This window comes from Pseudarthrobacter sp. TE3704 (assembly GCF_056279405.1).
This window is the reverse complement of sequence record NZ_JBWCCJ010000002.1, coordinates 475,044-500,912: the sequence shown is the minus strand read 5'-3', so window position 1 is coordinate 500,912 and position 25,869 is coordinate 475,044. Positions and strand designations below refer to the sequence as shown.

Annotated in this window: 23 protein-coding genes and 2 tRNA genes; 21 read left to right on the top strand and 4 right to left on the bottom strand. The window is 66.4% G+C overall.

Translation table 11 applies throughout. The features are described 5' to 3' along the window. The first annotated feature begins 39 nt into the window (after nucleotides 1–39). From rsfS to ACZ9BC_RS06300, 3 genes are all read left to right on the top strand, one after another. A complete protein-coding gene (gene rsfS / locus ACZ9BC_RS06310; protein ID WP_079596318.1) occupies nucleotides 40–441 on the top strand; it encodes a ribosome silencing factor in 402 nt (133 codons plus the stop codon). A gap of 115 nt (nucleotides 442–556) precedes the next feature. Next, nucleotides 557–629 (top strand) — tRNA-Ala (locus ACZ9BC_RS06305). A gap of 198 nt (nucleotides 630–827) precedes the next feature. Beyond that, nucleotides 828–900: transfer RNA gene (locus ACZ9BC_RS06300), tRNA-Ala, on the top strand. 83 nt (nucleotides 901–983) lie between these two features. Here ACZ9BC_RS06300 and ACZ9BC_RS06295 read toward each other — a convergent pair. Then, a complete protein-coding gene (locus tag ACZ9BC_RS06295; protein ID WP_476245196.1) occupies nucleotides 984–2,306 on the bottom strand; it encodes a class I SAM-dependent methyltransferase in 1,323 nt (440 codons plus the stop codon). Between the two features lie 202 nt (nucleotides 2,307–2,508). On the opposite strand from ACZ9BC_RS06295, the gene ACZ9BC_RS06290 reads away from it, so the two are divergent. The 6 genes from ACZ9BC_RS06290 to ACZ9BC_RS06265 all read left to right on the top strand — a co-directional run bounded on the left by ACZ9BC_RS06290 (nucleotide 2,509) and on the right by ACZ9BC_RS06265 (nucleotide 9,436). Beyond that, nucleotides 2,509–3,591 carry an FAD-dependent oxidoreductase gene (locus tag ACZ9BC_RS06290; RefSeq protein ID WP_476245195.1) on the top strand — a complete coding sequence of 361 codons (1,083 nt, stop codon included), beginning with the start codon at nucleotides 2,509–2,511 and terminating at the stop codon, nucleotides 3,589–3,591. 65 nt (nucleotides 3,592–3,656) lie between these two features. Beyond that, nucleotides 3,657–4,841 (top strand): class I SAM-dependent methyltransferase, encoded by a 1,185-nt coding sequence (locus ACZ9BC_RS06285; protein WP_476245194.1) that lies wholly within the window; start codon nucleotides 3,657–3,659, stop codon nucleotides 4,839–4,841. 164 nt (nucleotides 4,842–5,005) lie between these two features. Then, a complete protein-coding gene (locus tag ACZ9BC_RS06280; protein ID WP_476245404.1) occupies nucleotides 5,006–6,208 on the top strand; it encodes an ROK family transcriptional regulator in 1,203 nt (400 codons plus the stop codon). Nucleotides 6,209–6,326: 118 nt separating this feature from the next. Then, complete coding sequence (locus tag ACZ9BC_RS06275) at nucleotides 6,327–7,682, top strand: extracellular solute-binding protein (RefSeq protein WP_476245193.1); 1,356 nt, start codon at nucleotides 6,327–6,329, stop codon at nucleotides 7,680–7,682. A 3-nt stretch (nucleotides 7,683–7,685) separates the two neighbouring features. After that, complete coding sequence (locus tag ACZ9BC_RS06270) at nucleotides 7,686–8,567, top strand: carbohydrate ABC transporter permease (protein ID WP_476245192.1); 882 nt, start codon at nucleotides 7,686–7,688, stop codon at nucleotides 8,565–8,567. After that, nucleotides 8,564–9,436, top strand: coding sequence for a carbohydrate ABC transporter permease (locus tag ACZ9BC_RS06265; protein WP_476245191.1), 873 nt, complete (start codon nucleotides 8,564–8,566; stop codon nucleotides 9,434–9,436). Before ACZ9BC_RS06270 ends, ACZ9BC_RS06265 begins: the two co-directional genes overlap by 4 nt. On the opposite strand, the gene ACZ9BC_RS06260 is transcribed toward ACZ9BC_RS06265, so the two are convergent. Further along, a complete protein-coding gene (locus ACZ9BC_RS06260) occupies nucleotides 9,433–9,636 on the bottom strand; it encodes a hypothetical protein (protein ID WP_066276588.1) in 204 nt (67 codons plus the stop codon). The two genes, ACZ9BC_RS06265 and ACZ9BC_RS06260, sit on opposite strands and share 4 nt — an antisense overlap. A gap of 141 nt (nucleotides 9,637–9,777) precedes the next feature. On the opposite strand from ACZ9BC_RS06260, the gene ACZ9BC_RS06255 reads away from it, so the two are divergent. From ACZ9BC_RS06255 to metE, 9 genes are all read left to right on the top strand, one after another. Next, the gene (locus ACZ9BC_RS06255; protein WP_476245403.1) at nucleotides 9,778–10,785 is read left to right on the top strand and encodes an AAA family ATPase; all 1,008 of its coding nucleotides are present in this window, start codon (nucleotides 9,778–9,780) and stop codon (nucleotides 10,783–10,785) included. Nucleotides 10,786–10,792: 7 nt separating this feature from the next. Then, on the top strand, nucleotides 10,793–11,689 hold the full coding sequence (locus tag ACZ9BC_RS06250; protein ID WP_476245190.1) for a DUF58 domain-containing protein: 897 nt from the start codon (nucleotides 10,793–10,795) through the stop codon (nucleotides 11,687–11,689). Beyond that, nucleotides 11,679–12,149 (top strand): hypothetical protein, encoded by a 471-nt coding sequence (locus ACZ9BC_RS06245; RefSeq protein ID WP_476245189.1) that lies wholly within the window; start codon nucleotides 11,679–11,681, stop codon nucleotides 12,147–12,149. The genes ACZ9BC_RS06250 and ACZ9BC_RS06245 overlap by 11 nt, the downstream gene beginning before the upstream one ends. After that, complete coding sequence (locus tag ACZ9BC_RS06240; protein WP_476245188.1) at nucleotides 12,140–13,156, top strand: vWA domain-containing protein; 1,017 nt, start codon at nucleotides 12,140–12,142, stop codon at nucleotides 13,154–13,156. Before ACZ9BC_RS06245 ends, ACZ9BC_RS06240 begins: the two co-directional genes overlap by 10 nt. Next, nucleotides 13,153–14,163, top strand: a complete 1,011-nt coding sequence (locus ACZ9BC_RS06235; protein WP_476245187.1) for a VWA domain-containing protein — start codon at nucleotides 13,153–13,155, stop codon at nucleotides 14,161–14,163. The genes ACZ9BC_RS06240 and ACZ9BC_RS06235 overlap by 4 nt, the downstream gene beginning before the upstream one ends. Then, a complete protein-coding gene (locus ACZ9BC_RS06230) occupies nucleotides 14,160–14,912 on the top strand; it encodes a hypothetical protein (protein ID WP_476245186.1) in 753 nt (250 codons plus the stop codon). The genes ACZ9BC_RS06235 and ACZ9BC_RS06230 overlap by 4 nt, the downstream gene beginning before the upstream one ends. Before the next feature lie 376 nt (nucleotides 14,913–15,288). Further along, nucleotides 15,289–16,818 (top strand): HNH endonuclease, encoded by a 1,530-nt coding sequence (locus ACZ9BC_RS06225; RefSeq protein WP_476245402.1) that lies wholly within the window; start codon nucleotides 15,289–15,291, stop codon nucleotides 16,816–16,818. 386 nt (nucleotides 16,819–17,204) lie between these two features. Beyond that, nucleotides 17,205–18,170 (top strand): methylenetetrahydrofolate reductase, encoded by a 966-nt coding sequence (locus ACZ9BC_RS06220; protein WP_115525684.1) that lies wholly within the window; start codon nucleotides 17,205–17,207, stop codon nucleotides 18,168–18,170. A 56-nt stretch (nucleotides 18,171–18,226) separates the two neighbouring features. After that, a complete protein-coding gene (gene metE, locus ACZ9BC_RS06215; protein WP_476245185.1) occupies nucleotides 18,227–20,557 on the top strand; it encodes a 5-methyltetrahydropteroyltriglutamate--homocysteine S-methyltransferase in 2,331 nt (776 codons plus the stop codon). 81 nt (nucleotides 20,558–20,638) lie between these two features. Here the strand turns inward: metE and ACZ9BC_RS06210 are convergent, their stop codons facing one another. Next, a complete protein-coding gene (locus ACZ9BC_RS06210; RefSeq protein ID WP_476245184.1) occupies nucleotides 20,639–21,145 on the bottom strand; it encodes a DUF2004 domain-containing protein in 507 nt (168 codons plus the stop codon). Nucleotides 21,146–21,190: 45 nt separating this feature from the next. After that, nucleotides 21,191–22,108, bottom strand: a complete 918-nt coding sequence (locus ACZ9BC_RS06205) for a LysR family transcriptional regulator (protein ID WP_079596422.1) — start codon at nucleotides 22,106–22,108, stop codon at nucleotides 21,191–21,193. Between the two features lie 95 nt (nucleotides 22,109–22,203). Between ACZ9BC_RS06205 and ACZ9BC_RS06200 the strand changes: the two genes are divergently transcribed. From ACZ9BC_RS06200 to ACZ9BC_RS06190, 3 genes are read left to right on the top strand one after another with little or no spacing between them, the layout of a single operon-like run. Then, nucleotides 22,204–23,616, top strand: a complete 1,413-nt coding sequence (locus ACZ9BC_RS06200) for an NAD(P)/FAD-dependent oxidoreductase (protein WP_476245183.1) — start codon at nucleotides 22,204–22,206, stop codon at nucleotides 23,614–23,616. Continuing rightward, complete coding sequence (locus ACZ9BC_RS06195; protein ID WP_476245182.1) at nucleotides 23,613–24,344, top strand: DUF1365 domain-containing protein; 732 nt, start codon at nucleotides 23,613–23,615, stop codon at nucleotides 24,342–24,344. Before ACZ9BC_RS06200 ends, ACZ9BC_RS06195 begins: the two co-directional genes overlap by 4 nt. Then, nucleotides 24,341–25,702 (top strand): class I SAM-dependent methyltransferase, encoded by a 1,362-nt coding sequence (locus tag ACZ9BC_RS06190; RefSeq protein ID WP_476245181.1) that lies wholly within the window; start codon nucleotides 24,341–24,343, stop codon nucleotides 25,700–25,702. The genes ACZ9BC_RS06195 and ACZ9BC_RS06190 overlap by 4 nt, the downstream gene beginning before the upstream one ends. The last annotated feature ends 167 nt before the right edge of the window (nucleotides 25,703–25,869 follow it).

Here is a 25,869-nt window from a genome sequence, read left to right as displayed (position 1 = left end):
CCGGTCAGCACCAATACTTTTAAACCAACAAGGAGTCCCGTGACTGCATCAGATTCATCCATCACCATAGCCCGCACTGCCGCCAAGGCCGCCGCGGACAAGATCGCCCAGGACATCGTTGCCTTGGACGTCAGTGAGCGCCTGGCGCTGGCCGACGTCTTCCTCATCGCGTCCGCGCCGAGCGAACGCCAGGTCAATGCAATTGTGGACGGGATTGAGGAGGAGCTGGCCAAGCAGGACCTGCGTCCGGTGCGCCGCGAAGGCCGCTCCGGTGGCCGCTGGGTCCTGCTGGACTACTCGGACCTGGTCATCCACGTCCAGCATGAAGAAGACCGCGTGTTTTACGCCCTGGAACGCCTCTGGAAGGACTGCCCCGTGGTGGACCTCCAGCTGGGTGACGACGCCTCGGCCAAGGCCACGGCCGCCTCCGAGACCGAGTAGATCCGCGGAAACACGCCGAATATTCCCGATTTGGAATTTTCGGAATTGCTGTTCTAAGATATTTGAGTTGCTTCGGGGAAGCCCGGAAGAAAGCTCTTGGGAGCAGCAATAATTCGGGGCTGTGGCGCAGCTGGTAGCGCACCTGCATGGCATGCAGGGGGTCAGGGGTTCGAGTCCCCTCAGCTCCACCGGATAATCCGCCGGAATCATTTGATTCCGGCGGATTTTTTGTTTGTCTGCTGGCGCCGCTGGGACCCAGCCCGCCGGAGGCGTACGCTTCAAATATCCGCCAAAAGGTTTCACATCCCCCCGATTGGCGCATCAGGCAAAAGTGCATTAAGCTGATCAGGTTGCTCCGGGGGAATCGCCCGGAACAGCGAAAGTTCGGGGCTGTGGCGCAGCTGGTAGCGCACCTGCATGGCATGCAGGGGGTCAGGGGTTCGAGTCCCCTCAGCTCCACCGGACATCTCCTTCAGGAGAACAGAAGAGGAACCATCCACCCCAGGATGGTTCCTCTTCTGTTTAAGCCAGTGGGGCTCCCGTCAGAGCCAGGCGGTACGGCGCAGAGGAGGCTCTTCCCCGCCCGGACGCTGGACCAGAACCTGGTTGACACCCGTCAGGCCGTTTTCAAAACCGATGGCACTGGAGGCCATGTACAGCCGCCACACACGTGCACGGCCCAGCCCGGACAGCCTGGCGGCCTGCTCCCAGCTGTCCTCCAGTCGTTTGACCCAAGCACGCAGGGTCAGCGCGTAGTGCCGCCTCAGCGCCTCGACGTCAAGGATCTCGAAGCCGGCGCCCTCCAGCGCCGTGACCATCTCGCCCAGGCTGATCATCTCGCCGTCCGGAAAGACATACCGCGGGAGGAACGAATCCGGGTCAGGGCTGGTGGGCCCGGCGTTCCAGGAGATGGCATGGTTGAGCAGGCGGCCGCCCGGGCGGAGCAGAGCGAACAAGGCCGAAGCGTATCCTGGGGTCTGCTCCCGCCCCACATGTTCGGACATCCCGATGGAACTGATGGCATCGAACGGCCCATCCGTGACGTCCCGGTAATCCTGCACCCGGATGTCCACCTTTTCGGTGAGCCCCGCTTCGGCTGCCCGCTTGCGTGCAAGGTTGGCCTGCTCCGAGGAGAGCGTCACACCCACCACCGTGGCCCCGTACCTTCCTGCCGCGTGGAGGGCGAAACTGCCCCAGCCGCAGCCCACGTCCAGCACACGCATCCCCGGCTTGAGCCCGAGCTTGCGGCAAACCAGGTCCAGTTTCGCTTCCTGGGCGGCATCGAGGCCCTCCACTAACCTGGCGCCCGAACCCGGGCCCTGCGCTTCGTCGGCGTCTTCGGGCCACACCGCGCAGGAGTAAACCATCGACGGTCCCAGGACGAGGCCATAAAAGTCATTGCCGACGTCGTAATGGTGCGAGATAGCAGCCGAATCCCGGCGGCGCGAGTGCAGCCGGCCCTTCCTGGCGATCCGTGACTCCTCCGGCGGCGGCGCGGGATTGGGTCCCACTGCTCCCAGACGAATGGCAGTGCGAACCAATGTCCACAGCTCAGCCGCAGTGGGGGGACGGAAGGGACCCGGTTCCGCGAATTTGCCGGCGGAGCTCAAAGCAGAAAAAGCCTCGAAGATATCGCCGGGCGCATCAATCTCGCCGGCAACATACGCCCTGCTCAGTCCCAGTTGGCCCGGAGACCATATAATCCGCCGCAGCGCGCGGCGGGAGCGGAATTCCAGGACTGGCGCTTCCTGCGGGCCGGCTTCCGAGCCGTCCCAGGCACGCAGGCGCAGCGGTATCTGTTCGGTTCCCAGGACAATCCCCAGGGCTGTGGCGAGCCGGGCGGCTGCGCCGCGGTCTGTGGTCATGGTGGTGCCTTTCTTCCGCTGAGGCCGCCCGCGGGGAGGGCCTGCTTCCGATGCCCTCCCGGGCCGGTTCCATGGGCCTACCCTAAAGCCGGCGCGCCGCGCTGTCAGGGAGCGCCCTGTAAATTTTTGCCAAAGGTTCCGTCCAGGTCCCGAGTCTTGTCCGGCAGGTACACCCCATAAGGGGCGCGGCTATCATGGGGGAGTGACCGCCGCCCAAACCGATGTTGCCGTCATTGGTGCGGGCCAGGCAGGCCTGTCGGCCGCCTACCATCTGCAGCGCCGCGGCGTCAGCTATGTGATGTTCGACGCCGAAGAAGGACCGGGGGGTGCATGGCGGCACCGCTGGAAGAGCCTGCGCATGGCCACCGTGAACGGCATCAGCGACCTTCCGGGCATAGCGAAGCCCGCCGTCGATCCCAGGGAGCCCAGTTCGGAGTTCCTCACCCGTTATTTCCGCGAGTACGAGGAGGAACTTGGCCTGTCCGTCCAACGCCCCGTCAAAGTGCGGGCGGTGAGCCGGGAAGACAACGATCCCGCAGGCAGGCTGCGGCTCGACACATCACGCGGCGATTGGACAGCCAGGGCGGTGATCAACGCCACCGGGACCTGGACACGGCCGTTCTGGCCCATCTACCCGGGCCAGTCCACCTTCCGGGGCAGGCAACTGCACGTGGCCGACTATGTTGCAGCCGAAGAGTTTACCGGCAAGCATGTCATCGTGGTGGGCGGCGGGATCTCCGCTGTCGGGCTGCTGGACGAAATCTCCCAGGTCACCTCAACCAGTTGGTTCACCCGCCGGGAACCGGTGTGGCGCGACGCGGAGTTCGACTCCCGCGCAGGCCACGATGCGGTGGCACTTGTGGAAGAGCGGGTGCGCAAGGGACTGCCGCCGCAGAGCGTGGTGTCGGTAACGGGGCTGATCTGGACGCCGGCACTCCGCGCGGCGGCGGCACGGGGTGCCCTGGACCGGCAGCCCATGTTCACCGCCATTGAGCCGGACGGCGTCCGGCTCCCGGACGGGAACCTCCTGAAGGCGGATGTCATCCTGTGGGCCACAGGCTTCCGGGCGGAGCTGGAACATCTTGCCCCGCTTCACCTGCGGGGGCCCGGAGGCGGCATTGTGATGGACGGGACGCAGGTGGCAGCCGAGCCGCGCGTGCACCTGGTAGGTTACGGCCCCTCGTCGTCCACCATCGGGGCCAACCGGGCCGGCCGGGCGGCCGTTGCCGCAATCCTGAAGCTGCCCGGACTGGCTCCCGCCGTGGAAACGGTAACGTGGGGCTGACCCGCCGCGGGAACGCGCCAGGCAGCGCGGGAGCATTCGGGACAGAAGAAAGCGGCAGGCACTAAGTGGCATCAGACAGGCTTGAGGACGTCTTTGGGATCCTTCGGCGGCGGCCCGACGTGGAAGCGCCCAATCTCCAGGCGTGGGATGCCACCGACCGGTTGCTGCTGGAAACGGCAGCGGACCATGTGGAGGAGGGCAGCACGGTAGCTGTCGTCGGTGACCGCTACGGCGCCCTGACCCTGGGCGCGCTGGCTGTGCTCAACCCCGCCGGCGTCCTCGTGCACCAGGACCTGATCACCGGCGAACGGGCCCTGCGCCGCAACGCGGAAGAACTGCGGGCTGCCGGCACGGGGATGGCGCCCGCGGCAGGGAACAGCACGACTGAGCCGGCCGGCTTCCAGCACCTGCCGCTCGGGCCAGAACTCCTGGCAGGCGCACAGACTGTGCTCCTGCAGCTGCCCAAGACCCTGGCCGAGCTGGAGCAGATTGCGGCGGCCGTCGCCCGGTATGCGACCGCCGGCGTGGTGCTGCTGGCAGGCGGCCGAGTGAAGCACATGTCCCTGGGCATGAATGCCGTCCTGGAACGGTACTTCCATACCGTCCAGCCCCAGCTCGCCCGGCAGAAGTCCCGCGTCCTCCTGGCCACCGGCCCCAAGGCGACACCCGCGCCGGACCGGTTTCCCGTCGTCGAACACCTCGCTGAGCTGGACCTTAACGTGGCGGCCCACGGAGCGGTCTTCGCCGGCCCGAAGCTGGACATCGGCACCAGGTTCCTGCTGACGTTCCTGCCATCGATGAAGCCTGCCAGCCACGCCATAGACCTGGGCTGCGGCACCGGAATCCTTGCAGCGATGTATGCCAGGCACTATCAGGAATCTCGGGTGACGGCCACGGACCAGTCGGCTGCGGCGGTGGCCTCCGCGCTGGCAACGGCCCGCGCCAATGGACTGGAAAGCCGGATCGGCGGTCTCCAGGATGACGCGCTGAGCACCATGGAGCCGGGCAGTGCGGACCTCGTGCTGCTCAATCCGCCCTTCCACGTGGGTGCCGGTGTGCATGCCGGCGCCGGGCTGAAGATGATTGAAGCCGCAGGCCGGGTACTGGCGCCGGGCGGGGAATTATGGACGGTCTATAACCGCCACCTGCCCTACCTGCCGGCACTGGAGCGGCACGTGGGCCCCACCGCCATCAAGGGCCAAAACCCCAAGTTCACGGTGACCCGGAGCGTCCGGCGCAGTGTTCGGTAAAGGTATCCACAAGGTATGCCACGCCACGGTCCCGCCTATGGGTCTGTGCCTACGCTTAACGTACGATTCAAGCAGCACCACAACCACGTGGCCGAAGATCTTTAGGGGACACTGTGACTGAGATCCGCCAATCCTCACCGAGGCGCGGAACCAACCTGCCCAGGATGGGGGACTTCAACCTCACAGTCATCCTCGACGCCATTCGCAGGTCCTCGGGTGGCCTGAGCCGGGTGGAGCTCGCACAGATCGTGGGCCTGTCGCCCCAGACTATCTCGAACATATCCCGCCGGCTCCTCGACCAGAACCTCATCGTCGAGGCAGGCAAGGAAGGCAGCGGCCCTGGAAAACCCCGCACCATTCTGCGCCTGAACCCCGGCGGCATGTACGCCGTGGGCGTCCACCTCGACCCCGCCGTGAGCACCTTCGTGGTCCTGGACCTCGTGGGAGCGGTGGTCCGGCATTCCCGGATCAAGACTCCCGGCGGCAACGATCCTTCCGTCATCATCAGCACTATTGCTGCCGGGATCTCGCAGATTGTCGCGGACTCGGACGTGGACCGGGACAGGATTGCCGGCGTGGGTGTTGCAGCCCCGGGCCCCATCGACCTGGACAACGGCACGGTGGTGGATCCGCCGCTGCTTCCGGGCTGGGACCGCGTGGAACTGCGCAACGCGCTGTCCGAGGCAACGGGCTATTCGGTGCTGATGGACAAGGACGTCACCAGCGCCGCCGTCGCTGAAACCTGGGCCGGCGGCCCCAGCGGCGCCGGCAGCTTCGTGTTTATGTACATGGGGACCGGCATCGGCTGCGGCATTGTCCTCAATGACGAGGTGGTGCGCGGAACGTCCGGCAACGCGGGCGAAATCGGGCATATTGTGGTGGACCCGGACGGACCCCTGTGCGACTGCGGGCAGCGGGGCTGCGTGAAATCCTCCTGCATTCCCAAAGTGCTGGTGGCCGAAGCGGAGGCGGCGGGCATCCTGGACGGCTCGCGTTCGGGCAACAGCGGGGCCGAGATCCAGCAAAGCTTCGCCAGGCTGTGCGAACTGGCGGACGGCGGAGACGAGCGTGCTGCCGCCATCATCGACAAGTCCGCCGTGCTGGTCGCCCGGGCGGTATCGGTGGTCACCAATACGCTCGACGTCGAGCGGGTGGTTTTCGGCGGGCCGTTCTGGAGCGGCATGGCAGAGCGTTTTCTCAAGAAGGTGCCGCCGCTGCTGGATGCCAACAGTGCGGCGCGGTTGATCCACCCCATCCAGGTTGTTGGCACGGGTGTAGGGGAGGACGTGGGCGCCATCGGTGCGGCGTCGCTGGTCCTCGAGCACACGCTTGCGCCCCGCGCCCAGCGGCTCCTGCTGGAGAGCTGACAGGACGCATTTCGCGGGCACCTTGCTTGCGGCACCCCGCCCATCTAGCATGTGCATATTGCCGCGGCTGGGGCCCGCTGACAAATGGGGTCCGCAGCTTTAGACCGAATGGAGCACCATGCGTCGCCGGGCCCTGAAGACACTGTCCCTGATCGCCTCCGCGCTGGTTGCCCTGACGGCCTGCACCCCGGGCAGTCCCGCCGCTGAAGAGTCCAAGACGTTGAAGGTGGTCTATCAGAAGACGGATTCCTTCACGGCCCTGGACACCATGTTCCAGGCCGCCAAGCAGGAGTTCGAAGCGGCGAACCAAGGGGTCACCGTCGAGCTGCAGCCCATCCAGGGCAACGACGACGACTACGGCACCAAACTGGCCCTCGCCCTGCGCTCGCCGTCCACCGCGCCGGACGTGTTCTACGAGGACACCTTCAAGGTCCGCTCCGACGTCGACGCCGGCTACCTGTTGAAGCTGGACAGCCACCTTGACGGCTGGGTGGATTGGGACACGTTCAACGACGCCGCCAAGGCCGCAGGAAAGGCGGACGACGGCGGCACCTACGCAGTGCCGCTGGGCACCGACACGCGGGCCATCTGGTACAACAAAAAAGTCCTGGCAGCCGCCGGCATCAGCGACCCCTGGCAGCCGCGCAGCTGGCAGGACATCCTGGATGCCGCCCGGAAGATCAAAGCCAACGACCCCTCCGTGATCCCGTTCAACATGTACGCCGGCAAGGGCACCGGCGAGGGGACCGTTATGCAGGGCTTCTATGAACTGCTCTACGGCACCGGCTCCAGCCTCTACGACGAGGAATCGAAGAAATGGGTGGTGGGCTCGGCCGGCTTCACGGACTCCCTGGCCTTCCTCAAAACCCTGTACGACGAGAAACTCGCAGTGTCGCCGGCTGAGGCCCTGGACGCCAACGTCTGGAAAAAGGTGTTCGGCGAGTGGTTCCCGAACGGGAAGCTGGGCGCCACCGTGGAAGGCTCCTACGCGCCGTCGTTCTGGCAAGAGGGCGGAAGCTACGAATGGCCCGGGTACGAACAGGACATGGGCGTGGCCCCGTTCCCCACCCGGGACGGCCAGGCGCCCGGGGCCGTCAGCATGTCCGGCGGCTGGACCCTGGCAGTGGGTGCCGGGACCAAAGAACCTGACCTGGCATTCAAATTCCTCACCACTGCGCTCAACGAGAAGAACTCCCTCGCGTTCACCGTGGAAAGCTCGCAGATCGCTGTCCGGTCGGATGTGGCGGCGGATGCCGGCTACCAGGATGCCAACCCGTTCGTGAAGGACGTCTCTGACCTTGTTTCCGTGACCCGCTACCGCCCGGCAACGTCGGACTATCCCCGGATCTCGGCGGCTGTCCAGGAGGCAACCGAAGCCGTGATCACGGGGAGCAGGACACCGGAGCAGGCGGCCGCAGACTACGACGCAGCGGTAACGGACATTGTGGGCGGCGACAAAACCGTCCGGAAGTAGCCTGTGACCGTTAGCCACCGGACACGGCACTGGGTCCGCTACCTGCCGGTCCTCCCTGCCATCCTGCTCCTGCTGGTGTTCCTCGCCGGACCCGTGCTCTGGGCTTTCCAGGCTTCGCTCACCAACGCGGGGCTGACCGGCCGCAGCGCCCGGAATCCCGAGTGGGTGGGGCTGGAAAATTATCAGCGGCTGCTGGCGGACCCCGCCTTTCCGCTCTCGCTGGCGCTCACGGTCCTGTTCGTGGGAGGTTCCGCGGTGCTGGGCCAGAACCTGCTGGGCCTGGCCATCGCCGTGCTGATGCGGCGGGCCCGCCCGGCAGTGTCTTCCCTGGTGGGAACCGCCGTGGTGGCCGCCTGGGTCCTTCCGGAAATCGTGGCCGCCTTCGCCGCCTACGCCTACTTCAGCAGGGACGGAACCCTGAACCAGGTGCTGGGCGGGCTGGGCCTTCCCGAGGCGGACTGGCTGTACGCGTATCCGATGGTGGCCATCATGCTGGCCAACGTGTGGCGCGGCACCGCCTTTTCCATGCTGGTGTACCGGGCGGCCCTGAACGATGTTCCCACCGAAGTGACCGAAGCCGCCCAGATGGACGGTGCCAGGAGCTGGCAGCGGCTGGTTTTCATCACGCTTCCCATGATCCGGGGCAGCATCGCCACCAACCTGATGCTCATCACGCTGCAGACGCTGGCCGTGTTCACCCTCATCTGGGTGATGACGGCCGGCGGACCCGCGAATGCCAGCACCACCTTGCCCGTCCTCGCGTACCAGGAAGCCTTCAAATTCGGCGACATCGGCTACGGCACCGCGGTGGCCTCTGTCCTCATCATCATCGGCGGCGTGTTTGGGGCAGCCTATATCCGACTGCTCCGGGAGCCCCGGCCATGACCGCCCCCGCCAAAATACGGCAGCCTGCCCCTGCCCCGGTGCTCCGGGCACGGCTCCGCCGCGGCTCCGCCCCGGCCGACCTGGCCCTGCTGCTGGTGGGCGCCTGCTTCCTGCTGCCGCTGCTGTGGCTTGTCCTGGGTTCCCTGGACCCCGAGGCCGGCCACGAAACCAAAGTGCCGCGGCAGCCCGGGCTGGACAACTTCGCCGCGGTCCTGACCCCGCAGCTGCTGCTCCAGCCGTTGTGGAACAGCATGCTGCTGTCTGCCGGAACCGGAGCGGTGACGCTTGTGGCCGCTGTACTTGCTGCCTATCCGCTGTCCCGCTACCGGTCGCGGTTCAACGCACCGTTCCTGTACGCCGTCCTCTTCGGGACCTGCCTTCCCATCACCGCCATCATGGTGCCCGTCTACGGCCTGTTCGTGCAGTTGGAACTACTGGATTCGATGCCGGCAACCATTTTCTTTATGGCCACCACCACCCTCCCGATGGCGATCTGGATGACGAAGAACTTCATGGACGGCGTTCCGTTGTCCCTGGAAGAAGCTGCCTGGGTGGACGGAGCGTCGCGGATGGCAGCGTTGCGGACCATCGTTTTGCCGCTCATGCGCCAAGGCCTGGGTGTGGTGTTCATCTTCGTCTTCATCCAGGCCTGGGGGAACTTCTTCGTGCCGTTCGTGCTGCTCCTGTCAGAGGCACGGCAGCCGGCAGCCGTATCGATCTACAGCTTCTTCGGACAGCATGGTGCAGTGGCCTACGGCCAGCTGGCCGCGTTCTCCATCCTGTATTCACTGCCGGTGCTGGCCCTGTACGTCATTGTGGCCAGGGGCGCCGGCGGCTCCTTTGCGCTGTCCGGAGCGGTGAGGGGCTAGTCGATGTCCTCCACCACCACACCGAAGGGAATGCTGTCGTCGAGGTGGGCCTGATGGCCGGTGGAGCCGGGGTTGTAAACAACCCGGACTCCGTGAAGCCGGTCTGCCGCGGACTGCTGCAGGACTGGCTTGACGGTGCTGATGAACATCTCGCTTTTGTCGGCGAGAAACTCCTTGTAGCTGGCTGGAAGCTCACTCATGGCAAAAGGATAGACCCGCATTCCCTGGATGGGGAGGGGTCCCCATTGCCGGACCCGGGGGTGGGGTCTTGGATAGGATGGCGGGCGGAGTGCAGCCGTCCGGCCGGCACAGCCATCAACAGTTCACCAGGGGGAATGACAGTGCTCCAGACCAGCGCGTCCGCGAGAATCGAACCGGCGGAGCTGGCCCGGGCCCAACAGGTGGTGGCCAGCATCTCCAGGAGTTTCGAGGCCAAAGTGGTGGGCCAGGCCCGGCTTCGCGAATCGCTGCTGGTGGGACTGCTGACCGGGGGTCATATCCTGCTGGAAAGCGTTCCGGGCCTGGCCAAAACCACGGCGGCGCAAACCGTGGCTGAAGCGGTCAGCGCGGAGTTCCGCCGCATCCAGTGCACCCCGGACCTGTTGCCGAGCGACATCGTGGGCACCCAGATCTATGACGCTGCTAAGGGAACATTCGTCACGCAGCTGGGCCCGGTCCACGCCAACATCGTGCTGCTGGACGAGATCAACCGCTCCAGCGCCAAGACCCAGAGCGCCATGCTGGAGGCGATGCAGGAGCGGCAGACGTCCATCGGCGGGCAGGACTACCGGCTCCCCTCACCGTTCCTGGTGCTGGCCACCCAGAACCCCATCGAGCAGGAGGGCACCTACCAGCTCCCGGAAGCCCAGATGGACCGCTTTATGCTCAAGGACGTGCTGGACTACCCGTCGCCGGCCGAGGAAGCAGAAATCATCCGCCGCATCGACGCGGGGGTCTTCACCGCTGAACAGACGCCCCCGGCAGCGGCCTCGCTGGATGCCGTCACCGGGGTCCAGGAACTGGTCCGCCGCATCTACATCGACCCGTCCATCATCAACTACATCGTGGGACTGGTCTTCGTCACCCGCAACGCCCACCAATACATTGATCACCGGCTGGCCGGCTTCATCGAATTCGGAGCCAGCCCGCGCGCCAGCATCGCCTTCAGCCAGGGCGCCCGCGCGGTGGCCCTGCTGAACGGCCGGGACCATGTCCTCCCTGAGGACGTCAAGGCACTGGCCCACCGGGTCCTGCGCCACCGGCTGATCCTCAACTTTGACGCGGTGGCCGAACAGGTGCCGGTGGAATCGGTGATTGACGCCGTCGTCGCCGCCGTCCAGACCCCCTGAGGCCGGCGTGCCCAGCCTCCTCCTGCGTGTGAAGTCGAAGATGGCCATCTTCGCGCACCGCAAAGCCCGCGGCATGCTCGACGGTGAGTACGGTTCCGTCTTCCGCGGCCGCAGCCTGGACTTCGACGACCTCCGCGCGTACGTCCCCGGTGATGAAGTGCGGGACATTGACTGGAAGGCCTCGGCACGTCACGGATCCCCGCTGAACAGGCGGTATGTGGCGGTCCGCCGGCAGACGCTGTTCCTCCTCACGGACACCGGGCGGAACATGTCGGCCCTGTCGAGGGCGGGGGAGACCAAGAAGGACATCGCCGTCATGGCACTGGGGGTGATGGGGTACCTGGCCCACCGGCACGGCGACGTTGTGGGGCTGGTCAGCGGCGACTCCGCCGGCACCAGGACAATCCCCGCCAAGGCGGGGGAAGCGCATCTGGAACGGCTCCTGCGGCATGTCAGTGAGCATGCCACGCTGGACGCAGCCGCCAGCAGGATCGAGGACCAGCTGGACTACGTGGCACGGACGGTCAAGGGACGCAATCTCCTCTTTGTCGTCGCTGACGAGGTGCAGGCGAGCCCGGCACTGGGCCAGCTACTTCGCCGGCTCCGGGCGCAGCACGAAATCCTGTGGCTCACCGTACGCGACGCCGGGCTGGTACCAGGTCCTGGTAGCCCCGGCGGCCACTCCGCTGAGTTCTACAGCGTGGCCGATTCCGCGGTCCTCCCAGGACACCTTGCACAGTCCGCCTCCATAGCGGCTGCCTACGCGAAGGCCGCTGCTGAGCGGGATGCAGCCCGCCACGCCATGCTCCGCCAGGCCGGCATCACCCACGGCGAAGTGGACGGTAGCCAGGACGTGGTCACCGCCCTGTTCGCCCTCCTGGAAAGGCACCGCCGTGCAGGCTGATCCCGCCTTTTACGGCCCCCTCCAGTACAGCCCGGTATGGATGTGGGCAGGCGTTGCACTCGTCGCCCTGGTGGCCGGCTGGTACGTCGTCGTCTTTGCTTCCACCCGCCGCCCGCGGATGGCGGAAGGCGTCCGCCGTTCCGCTGCCCTGACTGATCTGTCAGTGCTCAAGGCGGCCTACCTGCAACGCATTGACGACGTCGAACAGGACGCCGCTGCCGGGAACCTCAGCCTCCGTGCCGCGCACGGGGAGATCAGCCTCCTGCTCCGCAGCTTTGTCCGTGACGCCACGGGCGTGGACGCGCTCCGGATGACCCGCCAGGACTTGGAACGCCACCCGCTTCCCGCGGCCTCCGCCGTCGTGGGGATTCTGTACCCGGCACAGTTCGGCATGGAGCCGCTGCCGTCTGTCGCCGTGTCCGCCCTCAGCGCCCGGAACGCGGTAAGCACATGGAGCTGATGTTCTGGTGGGTTGTTCCGCTGGCTGCCCTGGCCGCGGCTGCCTGTGGGTGGGCAGTCGTCCGGTCCGGTCGGAAGGACAACGCACGACGACGGCCGGCGGCGCATGTTGACAGACTCACCACCCTGCCGGAATACCAGGCGGCACTGCGGAGGCACCGCCGGTGGCTGGCAGTTGCCGCGCTCGCCTGCGCGTCGCTGCTGGTGTCTGCCGCGGTGGCGGCGGCGCGGCCGGTGGAGCTCACCACCACCCACCCAGAGCAGCATAACCGGGACATCATGCTGTGCTTGGACGCCTCTGGGTCCATGAGCAGCGCCGACGCGGCGGTGGTGGACGTTTTTGCGGGCCTCGCCAAGGAGTTTGATGGCGAACGGATCGGCCTGACAATTTTTGACAGCACGGCCATCCAGGTCTTTCCACTCACGGACGACTACGGCTACGCCCAGGAGCAGCTGAAACTGGCACGGGACGCCTTCGACGGGAATCCCGGCAGTTCCGGATTCCTGGACGGGACCTGGAGCGGCCGCGGCTCATCCCTGATCGGCGACGGCCTGGCCTCATGCCTGAACAGCTTCCCGCGGATGCGCACTGAAGCAGGCAGCGCACCGGACGGGGATGCGGCACAGCGCTCGCGGTCCGTGGTGCTCGCCACCGACAATTTCCTCTCCGGTGAACCCATCATGACCCTCGCTGAGGCGGCGGCCTTGGCGAAGGACAGGGCAGTCCGCGTTTACGCCCTCAACCCGGGCGACTTTGACTACGGCTCCGGTGCCCACCAGCCCGGGGCGCAGCTGAAGGCTGCTGCGGAATCGACCGGCGGCGGCTACTACCCGCTGGACAACCCGGACGCCATCCCGGGCATCGTTGCGGCGGTGGAGAAGACCGAAACAGCAGCGTTGAAGGGTGCGCCGCGCGCCGTCGTCTCGGACGAACCCGGGCTTCCCTTGACCGCTGCCCTCCTGTCCGGCCTTGCCCTCTGCACGGCGTTGTGGCGGTTGCGGCTATGACCCGGCGCAGATCCGTACTCCGAATCGCCAAAAGACCCTGGCTACGCCGTGGCCTGCTCGTGACGCTGCTGTGCGTTGCCATCCTGCGCCCGGGACTGCCGGGAGGCTCGGCGGATGCGGCCACCGCGGATCTCAACGTCTTTATCGTGGTGGATACAACCACCAGCATGGTGGCGGAGGACCATGGAAACGGGGCGCCCCGGATGGACGGCGTGCGGCAGGACATCATGGCCATTGCCGAAGGGTTGCCGGGAGCACGGTTTTCCCTGATCACCTTCGACACCAAGGGGCATGTCCGGATGCCGCTGACCACCGACACGCTGGCCCTGGAAACCATCACGTCCGTCCTTGAGCCGCAGGTGACCTCCTACGCCAAAGGAAGCAGCATCACCGCCGCCCGCCAGGTGCTGGGCGAGCGATTGGCGGCAGCGCGGGACAGCCATCCTGAACGTCCGCACCTTGTTTTCTACCTCGGCGACGGTGAGCAGACCAGCGGCGACGAACCGGAACCGCTGGTGCCGGACAAGGGGCCGGTGGCCGGGGGAGCTGTGCTGGGCTACGGCACTGAGGCCGGCGGGCGGATGAAGGAGAACACGGGGAGGGATTACGACGGCGGAGCGCAGGGCGTCCCGTACGTCCAGGACGGCAGCGGCGGGACTGCCAGGGACGCCGTGTCCCGTATCGATGAGGGAAGGCTGCGGGAGATCGCAGGGCAGCTGGGCGTGCCGTACGTCCACCGGGCGGCCGGTGACCCGCCTGCGGCCATGCTGCAGCAGGCCCGGCCCGGCGCGCTGGAGCACAGGCAGGATGCCGAATCCCTTGAGGGCCGCACAGAGCTTTACTGGGTCTTCGCGGCCGGCGCCTTTGTCCTGGGCCTGATGGAGGCGGGCACCATCTTTCGGTGGGTCCGTGAGCTGCGGCCCCTTCCTGACGCGGAATCTACTGAACCCCGGATGGCCACGCGTTCTGCGCACCGCTCTCGTATGGCGGGGGAGGAAGTTCGATGATAGCCCGACCGGGATCGGCCGAAGGCAACGGGAACCGCGACAGAAGGGCGGTGCGGCGGCGTCTCCTGCTGTGGTCGGCACTACCGGTGGTGCTCATCCTCTGCGTGGCGGGCAAGCTGCTGAGCCTGGGCCTCCTCGCGGGGCAGGCTGCCGGCGCCTTTGCTGCCCGGGATGCAGCGGCGGTTGGAACGGCAGCCCAAGCACTGGGCCTGGCCAACGTCATCGAACCCCACAAGGCGCCGTTCGCGGCAGGCGATGCCCATGCTTTGGCCGGTGAATTTACCGCGGCACGGCGCATGTTTGAGGACGCCTTGGTCAGGGTGCCCCGGGAGTCTTCGGACGAGTGCGTTGTCCGCGTCAACCTCAGCCTGGCGATTGAACAGATCGGTGACGCCCAACTCCGGGAGGAGGGCCCGGCGTCGGCCGCTGTTTTGTACGGGGAGGCACTGGCGGTGGCGGAGGCCGCGCCTGCGGGGTGCTTCGCCGCAGGCGCGGCGGGGGAGCCCGGGGAGCAGCTGGCCGAGGCAGAGGGGCGCCTGAAGGAAAAGCTCGCGGCCGGGCAGGCGGCGGAGTCACCGGAAGGAGCACAGCAGGACGGCCCGGAGGGACAGGAATCCCCCGACGAAAGCCAGCTGGAGCAGCTCGGGGACAGCGCACGGCAGGCTGAGCGCGAACGCAATAACGCACGCGAACGGGATGAATACTTGCGCGACAATGACTACGCCGCAGGGCCGGACCGCCCCTGGTAGTGCACGATGTGAGGTGACAACCCGGTTTTCCACATAGGAACTTGGGCTTCCGGCGATTGTCACACCCTGCTGGAAGACTTTGTTTATGGAAGCGGCTGGGGCTTTGGCAGGGTTGAGCGGGGCGGGCATTCTCGGTGTGCGGCTTGTTCCTGCGGCGCCCTCGGTGGCCAACGCCCAGAAAGCTATTGCGGATATCCCGATGGATGCCCACGCCCCGGCGGCCCATGCTGCTGTGCCCCGCGTTGCCGCTGTCCGGGGTGCCCTTGCGGGTGTCCCGTCTGTCGCCGGAGCCTTGGAGGACCATTCGGGTGTCCCGTCGGTTGCCGCTGTCCGGGAGGCCCTGGATGCAGTGCGGGTCTGTGCTGATGGTGCGGGCATGATTGATCAGCTGCGGGAGCTTGAGGATTTGAAGTCGGCTGCGGCTGCGAAGCAGGCTGATATCGCTGTTGCTTTTGACCTGCAGCAGCGGCGGGAGCAGGCCGCGGCCGGGGTCCCTGCCGATGAGCAAGGTGCCGGGGTTGGCGCCCAGGTGGCTTTGGCGCGGCGGGAGTCACCGTCCCGCGGAGGGAGGCTGCTGGGCCTGGCCAAAGCTCTGAGGGAGATGCCCCGCACTTTCACTGCGTTCCGGTCCGGGCAGCTGAATGAGTGGCGGACCACGCTGCTGGTGAAGGAAACCGTGTGCTTGTCAGTGGACGACCGGTGCGCGGTGGACGAGGAGCTCGCCGCGGACACCGGCGCCCTTGACGGGTTCGGGGACCGCGCCATCGTTGCCGCTGTCCGTGCCGCGGCGTACCGGCGCGATCCACGCTCAGTTGCGCGCCGGGCATCGCACGCGGTGACCGAGCGGACCGTGTCGTTACGCCCGGCCCCGGACACCATGACTTACCTGACCGCCCTGCTGCCCGTTGCTGAGGGTGTGGCCGCCTACGCGTCCATCAGCCGGCACGCCGACGCTTTGCGGTCCTCCGGTGATGAACGCTCCAAGGGCCAGATCATGGCCGATTCCCTGGTCGAACGCGTCACCGGCACCCCCGGCGGAATCACCGGGATCGACATCCAGCTCGTCATGACCGACCGAACCCTTTTCCAAGGTGACAGCGAACCCGCCCGCCTCACCGGCTACGGCACCGTCCCCGCACAATGGGCACGCGAAACCATCCTGAACAGGACAACCAGCCCCGGCTTTGATGCTGATGCCGGCTCTGGCCTTGCTTCTGGCTCCGATGCCGTTGCTGGTTCTGTCGCCGGCGGGGACTCTGGCGCTGACACTGCTGTTGGTGCTGAGGCTGCCGCCGGTTCTGGTTCGGGTTCTCCTGACCAGCATGAATTGGCCGTCTGGCTCCGCAGGCTCTACACAGCACCCGGCACCGGCGAGCTGGTCGCGATGGACTCAAAAGCCAGATTCTTCCCGCCCGGGCTCCGCCGCTTCCTCCAAGTACGGGACGACACCTGCCGGACCCCGTACTGCGACGCGCCCATCCGGCATGATGACCACATCATCCCCTGGCACAACGACGGCCCAACCAGCGGCACCAACGGTCAGGGGCTTTGCGAAGCCTGCAACCACACCAAGGAAAACCCCGGCTGGACCGCCATACCCATACCCGGAACCCGCCACACCGTCGAAACCCGAACCCCTACAGGCCACACCTACCACTCCATAGCACCCCCACTGCCTGGGACTTCACGGGATATGGCCCCTCTGCCCGAGGCTCGTCAACATCCGGCGCCGCTGCCCCCATCGCCGCTCGCCCGAAAAGCGGTGCCCGGCACGCAGGCGAGAGTTGGAACTGAGCCGGCCATCCGCCGTCGTACCGGCCACGCATCACTTGGGGAACCGGTTCGGCGCCAGGAAGCGATGAAGCCCGCCGTCCAGAGACTGGGTCGGGCGGGGCCCGCCGGCTAATGGTCTCGGCATCAGCCGGCGGGCTGGACTTCGCGGCGGCGCAGGGCAGGTAGAAAAGAGGTTGAGCAGGCGAAGATAATTCTGTCCCGTTGCGAAATAAGGCGTAAAGCTGCGTCTTAATTCGAAGGCCGACTTGAATGCTCTGCCGGCCGCTCCTAGAGTCGTATACAAGTTACCGCGGTAACGTGTCAGCGATCCTCCTTGTGGAGGGTGTGGGTGCCCCCATGTGGGCCTGACATTTGCTCACGGATAACTCCATAACAGGCGTAACAGTCGCGGCTGCGTTCCTGTGGAGTTTTTTCGTGTTCCCCAAACTCAATTCATTGCCGGCCCGCCGTCACATCTGCTGACAGCTGACCCTCAATGGCCCAAAGCCAAGGACGCAAATGTCACCACCAAGCCTTATTGACGCACACCCGAATCTTACCGACGCCGCTCCCGTGGCGCTGTCCTACGAGCTGTTCCCGCCGCGTTCAGCGGCTGCCGCTGAAACGCTCTGGACCACTATCCGGGAACTGGAGACCACCGCACCGGACTACGTCTCCGTCACGTATGGGGCCAGCGGTTCCAATCGGGACACCGCGGTGGAACTGATCCACCGGCTCCTGTTGGAAACAACCCTCCGCCCGATCGCTCACCTGACCTGCGTGGGCAACACCCCGCAGGAACTGGCGGGGATCATCGGCGAACTGCTGGACATCGGTGCGCGCGGCATCCTTGCCCTTCGCGGTGACCAGCCCAAGGACGGCGGCCAGCCGGCAGAAGGGTCTCTCCGTTACGCCCAGGACCTGATCGAGCTCATTCGCCGGGTTGAACAGCGGAGGTCGGCCCTGCTGTGCGCCGGAAAAATCGCCGTGGGCGTAGCAGCCTACCCAACACGGCACCCGGAGTCGCCGAGCGAGGAACACGACATCGAAGTGCTGCTTGCGAAGCAGCGTTCCGGTGCTGACTTCGCCATCACCCAGGTCTTCTTCGACGCTGAGCAGTACGTAAGCCTTCTGACCCGGGCCCGCCGGGCCGGGGTCACCATCCCCATCATCCCGGGCGTTATGCCGTTGACCAGCCTCCGCCGGGTCACCCGGCTGGGCGAACTGGCGGGCGTAGAGCCGTCTCCGGATCTGCTGGAGCGGCTTGCTGCTGCCGATAACGACATCGAACGCCTCCGGATCGGCGTCCGCGCCACTGTTGACCTTGCTAATGCGGCACTGGATGCGGGAGCCCCCGGCATCCACCTCTACACCTTCAATGAGCACCAAAGCGCGCTGGAGGTGCTGGACAAGCTCGCCCTTCCGCGGCACCAGCGGGCAGCCAGCCGCCACAGCGTTGCGGCGCGCCCGCAGCTCGCCAGCTGATCATCACCCAGCACACAGCCTTCAGACATTACAGCTCCCACCTTTAGGAATCTGCCATGACTTCACAGAACACGCCCTTCCCCTCCGCCTCGCTCCTCGGCTACCCGCGAATCGGCCGCCGCCGCGAACTCAAGAAGGCCGTCGAGGCCTACTGGGCCGGCAAGATCGACGCCGCCGCACTGGACGCAGCCGCCAAGGACATCCAGCTGACCATCGCCAAGCGCCTGCTGGAACTCGGCCTGACCGAAGCCGCAGCCGTCGCGGGCACCTTCTCCTACTATGACCAGGTTCTGGACACCACCGCCCACCTCGGCGCCGTGCCGGCCCGCTTCGGCAAGCTCCTCAATGAAGAGGGACAGCTGGACATCGACGGCTACTTCACGCTGGCCCGCGGCAACAAGGAACAGCAGCCGCTGGAGATGACCAAGTGGTTTGACACCAACTACCACTACCTGGTCCCCGAGATCGGCCCGGAAACCAACTTCACCCTCGCCTCCACTGCCAAGGTTGACGAGTTCGCCTTCGCCCTCGCCAACGGCATCGAAACCCGCCCGTACATCGTGGGCCCGGTCACCTACCTGCTGCTCTCCAAGGCCTCCGACGACGCCCCGGCCGGTTTCGCTCCGCTGTCCCGCCTCGAGGACATCCTGCCCGTCTACGTCCAGCTGCTCGAAAAGCTGGCCGCTGCCGGTGCCAGCTGGGTCCAGCTCGACGAGCCCGCCCTCGTGGTGGACCAGGACACCCCCGCCGCCGAAATCGAAGCAGCCGTCGCCCGTGCCTACGAGGTCCTCACCGCCGCTGCCAACCGCCCGCAGATCCTCGTCTCCACCCCGTACGGCGCCCTCGACGGCCAGCTCGGCACCCTCGCCGCCACCAGCATCGACGCCCTGCACATCGATGTCTTCAAGGGCGCCGTTCCGTCCGCGGCCGCCCTTGCCGGCCTGGGCAACAAGACCCTGGTTGCCGGCGTGGTTGACGGCCACAACATCTGGCGCAACGACCTCGCAGCATCCGCTGCGAAGCTGGACGCCCTGAAGGCCGCCGCCGGGAAGCTCACCGTCAGCACCTCCACCTCCACCCAGCACGTCCCGCACGATGTAGCCGAGGAAACCCAGCTCTCAGAGCAGCTCCGCAGCTGGCTGGCCTTCTCCGATCAGAAGGCCGTCGAGGTCAAGACCCTCGCGTCCTACCTGGCTGACCCCGCATCCGCCAAGGCAGCCATCGACGAAGCCTCCGCTGTAATCGCATCCCGCGCCACCGCCGCAGGCGTCCGCCGCGAGGACGTCCGCGCCCGCACCGAAGCCCTCACCGCCGCCGACTTCAGCCGCTCCGAGTACTCGGTCCGTGAAGCCGCCCAGGAAGAAGCGCTGCACCTGCCGCCGCTGCCCACCACCACCATCGGCTCCTTCCCGCAGACGTCCGAAATCCGTTCGGCCCGCGCCCGCAACAACAAGGGCGACCTCACCGACGAGCAGTACGAAAAGCTCATGAAGGACGAGATCAAGCGCGTCGTCGACCTGCAGGAGGAGCTCGGCTACGACGTCCTGGTCCACGGCGAGCCCGAGCGCAACGACATGGTCCAGTACTTTGCCGAGAACCTTGAAGGTTTCGACGTCACGGTCCACGGCTGGGTCCAGTCCTACGGCTCCCGCTGCACCCGTCCCTCCATCCTGTGGGGCGACGTCACCCGCAGCGCCCCCATCACGGTTGCCTGGGCAGAATACGCACAGTCGCTGACCAGCAAGCCGATGAAGGGCATGCTGACCGGTCCGGTCACCATCCTGGCCTGGTCCTTTGTCCGGGACGACCAGCCGCTGGGCGAGACCGCCAACCAGGTTGGCCTTGCGCTGCGCGACGAGATTGCCGATCTCGAGGCTGCCGGCATCAAGGTCATCCAGGTGGACGAGCCCGCCCTGCGCGAACTCCTCCCGCTGCGCAAGGCAGACCACGCTGATTACCTGAAGTGGTCCGTGGACTCCTTCCGCCTGGCAACCGCCGGCGCCGCCGACGCCACCCAGATCCACACCCACCTTTGCTACTCCGAGTTCGGCGTGATCATCGACGCGATCGACGGCCTCGACGCCGACGTAACCTCCATTGAAGCTGCACGCTCGCGCATGGAGGTTGTCCACGACCTGGAGTCCCACGGCTTCGGCCGCGGCGTTGGTCCCGGCGTCTACGACATCCACTCGCCTCGTGTTCCGGGCGAAGCCGAGGTCACCGAACTCCTGGCCACCGCCGTCAAGCACGTCCCGTCCCGCCAGCTCTGGGTGAACCCGGACTGTGGCCTGAAGACCCGCGGCTACGTCGAGACCGAAGAGTCCCTGCGCAACCTGGTCAAGGCAACCCAGGCGGTCCGCGCGGACCTGCTGGAAGCAGCCAAGTAAGGGTTTCGACAAGCTCAACCACCGACGACGGCGGCCGGTCACCTCAGGTGACCGGCCGCCGTCGGCCGTTAAGCAATCGGCTCAGGATTCCCAGAGAATCTCGTCGTCCACCACGCCGTCCTCGTCGGCGGAGGCCACCAGGACTTCATCGGTGAAGTGCTGGCCGAGCGTGAAGTCCATCACGAAGTAACGTTCCGGCTGGCCCGGGTAGATTGCTACGTGTCCCAGCTTCAGTGCCTTGAGGAACACATCCTTGGTGAGCTGGCTGCGGGTCTCCACGCCGAAGACCTTGTGCAGGTGCTCATCCTTGAGGGCGTTGCAGTGGAACTGCAGGTATTCCTGCGGGGTGGTGCCTTCCTGGTCCAGCTCCTCGGCGATCATGTCCCGCACCTCATCCACGAGTTCGGGCAGGAACCGCAGGCGGTAGTCCACCTTGCGCAGTGCGGCTTCGTCAAAGTGGTCGTGGGCGGTGATGTTCAGGTCGAGTTCCAGTGGATGGCCGCGCAGCTCATGTTTCGCGGCGATCAGGTGATCCCTGCCGTGATTGAGCTCAATCTCGCCAAAGTGCTGGCTCGCTACCTTGTTCATATTCTCAACATAGACCCGAACAGCGGTGCATTCCAGCGTTCAGGCCTAATTCACTGAGGTGCGCATTCCGGCGAGCGTCTCTGCCAGCAGGTCGACAAACAGCTGCACCCGTGCGGTTTTCCGGTCGTTGATCAGAAGCGCGAAAACGTTCCGGGCCAGCCGGATTTCGGGAACGTCCAGCACCACCACACCCGCCGGCTTGTTCCGCAGTGCCAGTTCGGGAACCAGCGCCGCCCCCAGTCCTGCGGCTGCCATCTCCAGGCTGGCGTGGAAGTCGTCGCTGTGCGCCACCACGCGCGGATGAAGGTTGCAGCCCGCGAAGAGCCGCTCAATGACCATGGCGTCGCTGGTGCCGGGGTGGTGCATGATCCAGGGCATCTCGGAGAGATGGTCTGCCGCTACCTTCGCGTCCGGGCGGAAGCCCCAGCCGGCGGGCAGCACCACCCGGAAATCGTCGTCGCCGATCCACTGCCTGTTGATGGTGGCGGGCCAGGCCACGCCGGTCTGGCCCACCTGGAAGACCACGGCGAGGTCCAGTTCACCGCCGGCGCGCAGCCCCTGGATGGTCTGGCCCGGCTCGGCCACGGACACCTTGAGGTCGATGCCCAGGTTCTTCCACGCCGGTTTCTTCAGGATCCGCGGCAGGACGTACGTCGCCAGGCTGGGGAAGATTCCGAGCCGGAGTTCCTGGCTGGCGCTGTCCTGGGTTTTGGCGGCGGCAGCCATCAGCGCCTCGATATCCGTCAGCACCTTGGCTGCGTGCCGGGTCATCACGACGGCGGCCTCCGTGGGGACCACGCTCCGCGCCGAGCGCTGGAACAGGACGACGCCGGTGTCGCGTTCCAGGGCGGACATCTGTTGGGAGACGGCAGAGGCCGTATAGCCCAACGTTGACGCGGCGGCTGCGAAGGAGCCCAGCCGCGTGACCTCCATCAGGGTCTTCAGGTGTACCGGATTTACCACCAGCCCACAGTACTGCACCCATCCGCGCCATCACCGGCTTCGAATTGCCCTCTGTATATCCAACCATTGGCAAATGTTCAGCAGAGGAGCATGAATTGTCACCAGACCCAGCAGCAGGTGGAGGCGGAAGGCGGCGCGTGGCCGTCATCGGCAGCGGCGTGGCCGGACTGACCGCCGCCTACGTCCTTAACAGGCAGGACGACGTCACGCTCTTCGAAGCGGATTCCCGGCTGGGCGGCCATGCCCACACCCACGACATGCCACAACCTGACGGCACGATCCTTGGCGTGGACACCGGGTTCATCGTGCACAACGAGCGGACCTACCCCACGCTGCTGCGGCTGTTTGCCGAACTGGGGGTCGAAACCCAGGACTCGGAGATGAGCATGTCCATCCGGTGCGACGGCTGCGGGCTGGAATACGCCGGCGCGCGTGAAGGTGCCCGTGGAATCTTCGCCCGCCCGTCCTCCCTGCTGCGGGGCCGGTACCTGCTGATGCTGCTGGAGATCACCCGCTTCTACCGCAAGGCACGCACGCTGCTGAACACCGCGCCTGCCGCTGCCGTCGGCGGCGGAGCCGATATTGCCGAACTGACCCTCGGCGAGTTCCTGGCCCGCGAAAACTTCAGCCCGTACTTCATCTCCCACTTCATGACCCCGGTGGTCAGCGCCGTCTGGTCCTGCGACCCCACCACAGCGCTGGCTTATCCGGCACGGTATCTCTTCACGTTCCTCGGCCACCACGGGATGCTGGGCGTCAAGGGCTCCCCGCAATGGCGTACCGTCACCGGCGGTTCCGGCCGGTACGTGGAAAAACTGGCCGCCACCCTGGCTGATGTCCGGCTCAACACCCCTGTCACCGCCATCCGGCGCCTGCCCAGCGGCGTGAAACTCGCAACGGACCGCGGGCTGGAAGACTTCGACGCCGTCGTGGTTGCCACGCACCCGGCCCAGGCACTCGGCTTCCTGGCCGACGCCACGCCTGACGAAAAAGAGGCGCTGGGCGGGATGCCCTACTCCGTCAACCACACCGTGTTCCACCAGGATCCTGCTGTGTTGCCCTCCGCCGACAACGCGAGGGCGTCCTGGAACTACCGGCTCCCGTCCTGCGGGGCCAGGCCGGACAAGGTCCTGGTCACTTACGACCTCACCCGCCTGCAGCGGCTTGAACCCGGCGACGGCCGCCCCTACCTGGTGAGCCTGGGGGAGTCGGAACTGATTGCCGGCGACGCCGTGCTCGAACGCATGGTCTACGAGCACCCGCAGTACACCCCGGAATCACTGCAGGCGCAGCAGGCGATTGCGGCGCTCAGTGACGGCCGCATTGCCTATGCCGGAGCGTACCTGGGCTGGGGCTTCCACGAGGACGGTGCGCTCTCCGGCGTCCGGGCCGCCGAAAAGCTGGGCCGGCACTGGGCTCCCGTGCTGCCCGCTTCCGTTACGGCCGCCGGGCCTGGAGCGTCGGATGACGGCGGGCGGGAACTTGCTGCCGCGGGCGAACCCGCATGACCACCGGCTCAGCCATCTACCGCACCTCCATTTCCCACGTGCGGAACAGCCCGTTGAAGAATGCGTTCACCTACCGCAGCTACAGCTGGCTGGTTGATGTTGACCGGCTTCCCCGGTTGCCGTTCCTGCTCCGGCAGCTGGCGGTGTTCCGCGCGGGAGACCACCTGGGGGATCCGGATGCCACCATCCGCTCGAACGTGGAGCGGTACCTGCGGACGCAGGGGATAGAGCCCGACGGCGGCCCCATCCACATGCTGGCCAGCGCCAGGGTGTTCGGCCACGTCTTCAACCCGCTGACCCTGTTCTGGTGCTACCGGTCCAGCGGCGAGCTGGAATGCGTGGTGGCGGAAGTCCACAACACCTACGGCGAACGCCACTGCTACCTGCTGCGGACTGATCCTGCGGGCCGGGCCTCCGTCCCCAAGGCCTTCTACGTCTCACCCTTCAATGACGTGGACGGCCAGTACCGCATGAAGCTGCCCGCTCCGGATGACCGCCTGGCTGTGTCGATTGTGCTTGAGCGGGATGGCCACCGGCCATTCGTCGCCACCATGGATGGCCGCCGGCACCCGGCCAGCGTTCGCAACATTCTCGCCGCGGCGGTCGCCGTACCGGCCGCCCCGCTTCTCGTATCCGCACTCATCCGGGTGCAGGGCATCAAACTCTGGGCACGCCGACTGCCCGTCGTCGCCCGACCACTTCACCCCTCACAGGAGGCAGTTCAATGACACTCATAGACGATAACGGGACTGCAGCTGCGCTCGGGGACAAAGCCGTGCGGGGCACTCCCGCAGCGTGGACCGCTGCAGGTGTGCCGGCGTCGCCCGCCACTATCGACGGCGAGGTCTGGCCCGGTGTGGCCCAGCCGCCGTCGGGCGCCAAAGCGGCCGTGGCCGGAAAGGCTGCCGGACTCCTCTTCAAAGGCGCCGTTAAGCGCCTGCCCCTGCGCGTCGCATATCCGGACGGATCCGTCCTGGGCATCGGCGGGGAGGACGCGCCGGTGATGACCATGCTCCGTCCGGGGGCGTTCGAAGCCCGGATCGGCGCGAACGGCCTGATCGGCCTGGGCGAGTCCTTTATGGCAGGGGATTGGGAAGCCGATGACCTGGCGGGTGTCCTGGAGGTGTTCGCCGCTTCCGTTGGCACCCTGATTCCGGCGCCGCTGCAGACGCTGCGGTCCCTCTACCTGCCGCGCACGCCCCGGCAGGAGCGCAACGCCGAGCAGAACACGCGGAGCAACATCTCCCGGCACTACGACCTGTCCAACGATCTGTTCTCCAGCTTCCTGGATGAAACCATGAGCTACTCATCAGCGCTGTTCCCGCTCCAGGCGGGTCCGCTGTCCTCGGTGGGATGGGACTCGCTGGCGGGAGCACAGGCGGCCAAGATTGACAGGCTGCTGGACAAGGCGGGGGTGGGTCCCGGAACGCGGCTGCTGGAAATTGGCACCGGATGGGGTGAGCTGGCCTTGCGGGCAGCGGCCCGCGGGGCCACCGTGTACAGCGTCACCCTGTCCAGCGAGCAACAGGCGCTGGCCCAGGACCGGATTGCGGCCGCCGGGTACGCGGGCCAGGTCACGGTTGCGCTGCAGGACTACCGGGCCGTGGAAGGCGAGTTCGACGCCGTCGTCTCGGTGGAAATGGTCGAGGCGGTGGGCTACGAATACTGGCCCATCTACTTCCAGACCATCGACCGCGTCCTCGCGCCGGGCGGAAGGGTGGCCATCCAGGCGATCACCATGCCGCACGGCCGCATGCTGGCCACCCGCAACGCCTACACCTGGGTGCACAAATACATCTTCCCGGGCGGGTTCCTGCCGTCCGTCCGCGCCATCGAGGGTGTAACGCAGCAGCACACCACGCTGCGGGTGCGGGAGCGGATGGGAATGGGGGACCACTATGCCGCCACCCTCCGGCTGTGGGAGGAACGGTTCCTGGAGACTTCCCGCGACGTGGGCGAACTGGGCTTCGACGCCGTCTTCCAGCGGATGTGGCTGTTCTATCTCTGCTACTCAAGGGCAGGATTCCAGTCCGGTTACCTGGACGTGCAGCAGATCGTGCTGGACCGCCGGGAGGCGCAGCTCTAACTTCCGTGCGTTTCGTCACCAGGAGGGGTTCCGAAGGTCACGTCGGGGCCCCTTTGTGGTGTGTTTACGCGGGTCGCCACCAGGACCGACACGCCGTCTTTTCCACGACACGCTGGGCGTTAAATGTGGCTAAGTACTCCACAGCATGTGGATTCCGTCCGCGAAAT

Bases quoted from the DNA above. Each gene is read 5' to 3' on its own strand.
- ACZ9BC_RS06235 (WP_476245187.1), top strand. From the start codon at position 13,153: ATGACCCGGCGCAGATCCGTACTCCGAATCGCCAAAAGACCCTGGCTA.
- ACZ9BC_RS06230 (WP_476245186.1), top strand. From the start codon at position 14,160: ATGATAGCCCGACCGGGATCGGCCGAAGGCAACGGGAACCGCGACAGA.
- ACZ9BC_RS06210 (WP_476245184.1), bottom strand. From the start codon at position 21,145: ATGAACAAGGTAGCGAGCCAGCACTTTGGCGAGATTGAGCTCAATCAC.
- ACZ9BC_RS06260 (WP_066276588.1), bottom strand. From the start codon at position 9,636: ATGAGTGAGCTTCCAGCCAGCTACAAGGAGTTTCTCGCCGACAAAAGC.
- ACZ9BC_RS06220 (WP_115525684.1), top strand. From the start codon at position 17,205: ATGTCACCACCAAGCCTTATTGACGCACACCCGAATCTTACCGACGCC.
- ACZ9BC_RS06240 (WP_476245188.1), top strand. From the start codon at position 12,140: ATGGAGCTGATGTTCTGGTGGGTTGTTCCGCTGGCTGCCCTGGCCGCG.
- ACZ9BC_RS06195 (WP_476245182.1), top strand. From the start codon at position 23,613: ATGACCACCGGCTCAGCCATCTACCGCACCTCCATTTCCCACGTGCGG.
- ACZ9BC_RS06280 (WP_476245404.1), top strand. From the start codon at position 5,006: ATGGGGGACTTCAACCTCACAGTCATCCTCGACGCCATTCGCAGGTCC.
- ACZ9BC_RS06275 (WP_476245193.1), top strand. From the start codon at position 6,327: ATGCGTCGCCGGGCCCTGAAGACACTGTCCCTGATCGCCTCCGCGCTG.
- metE (WP_476245185.1), top strand. From the start codon at position 18,227: ATGACTTCACAGAACACGCCCTTCCCCTCCGCCTCGCTCCTCGGCTAC.
- ACZ9BC_RS06295 (WP_476245196.1), bottom strand. From the start codon at position 2,306: ATGACCACAGACCGCGGCGCAGCCGCCCGGCTCGCCACAGCCCTGGGG.
- ACZ9BC_RS06265 (WP_476245191.1), top strand. From the start codon at position 8,564: ATGACCGCCCCCGCCAAAATACGGCAGCCTGCCCCTGCCCCGGTGCTC.
- ACZ9BC_RS06190 (WP_476245181.1), top strand. From the start codon at position 24,341: ATGACACTCATAGACGATAACGGGACTGCAGCTGCGCTCGGGGACAAA.
- ACZ9BC_RS06225 (WP_476245402.1), top strand. From the start codon at position 15,289: ATGATTGATCAGCTGCGGGAGCTTGAGGATTTGAAGTCGGCTGCGGCT.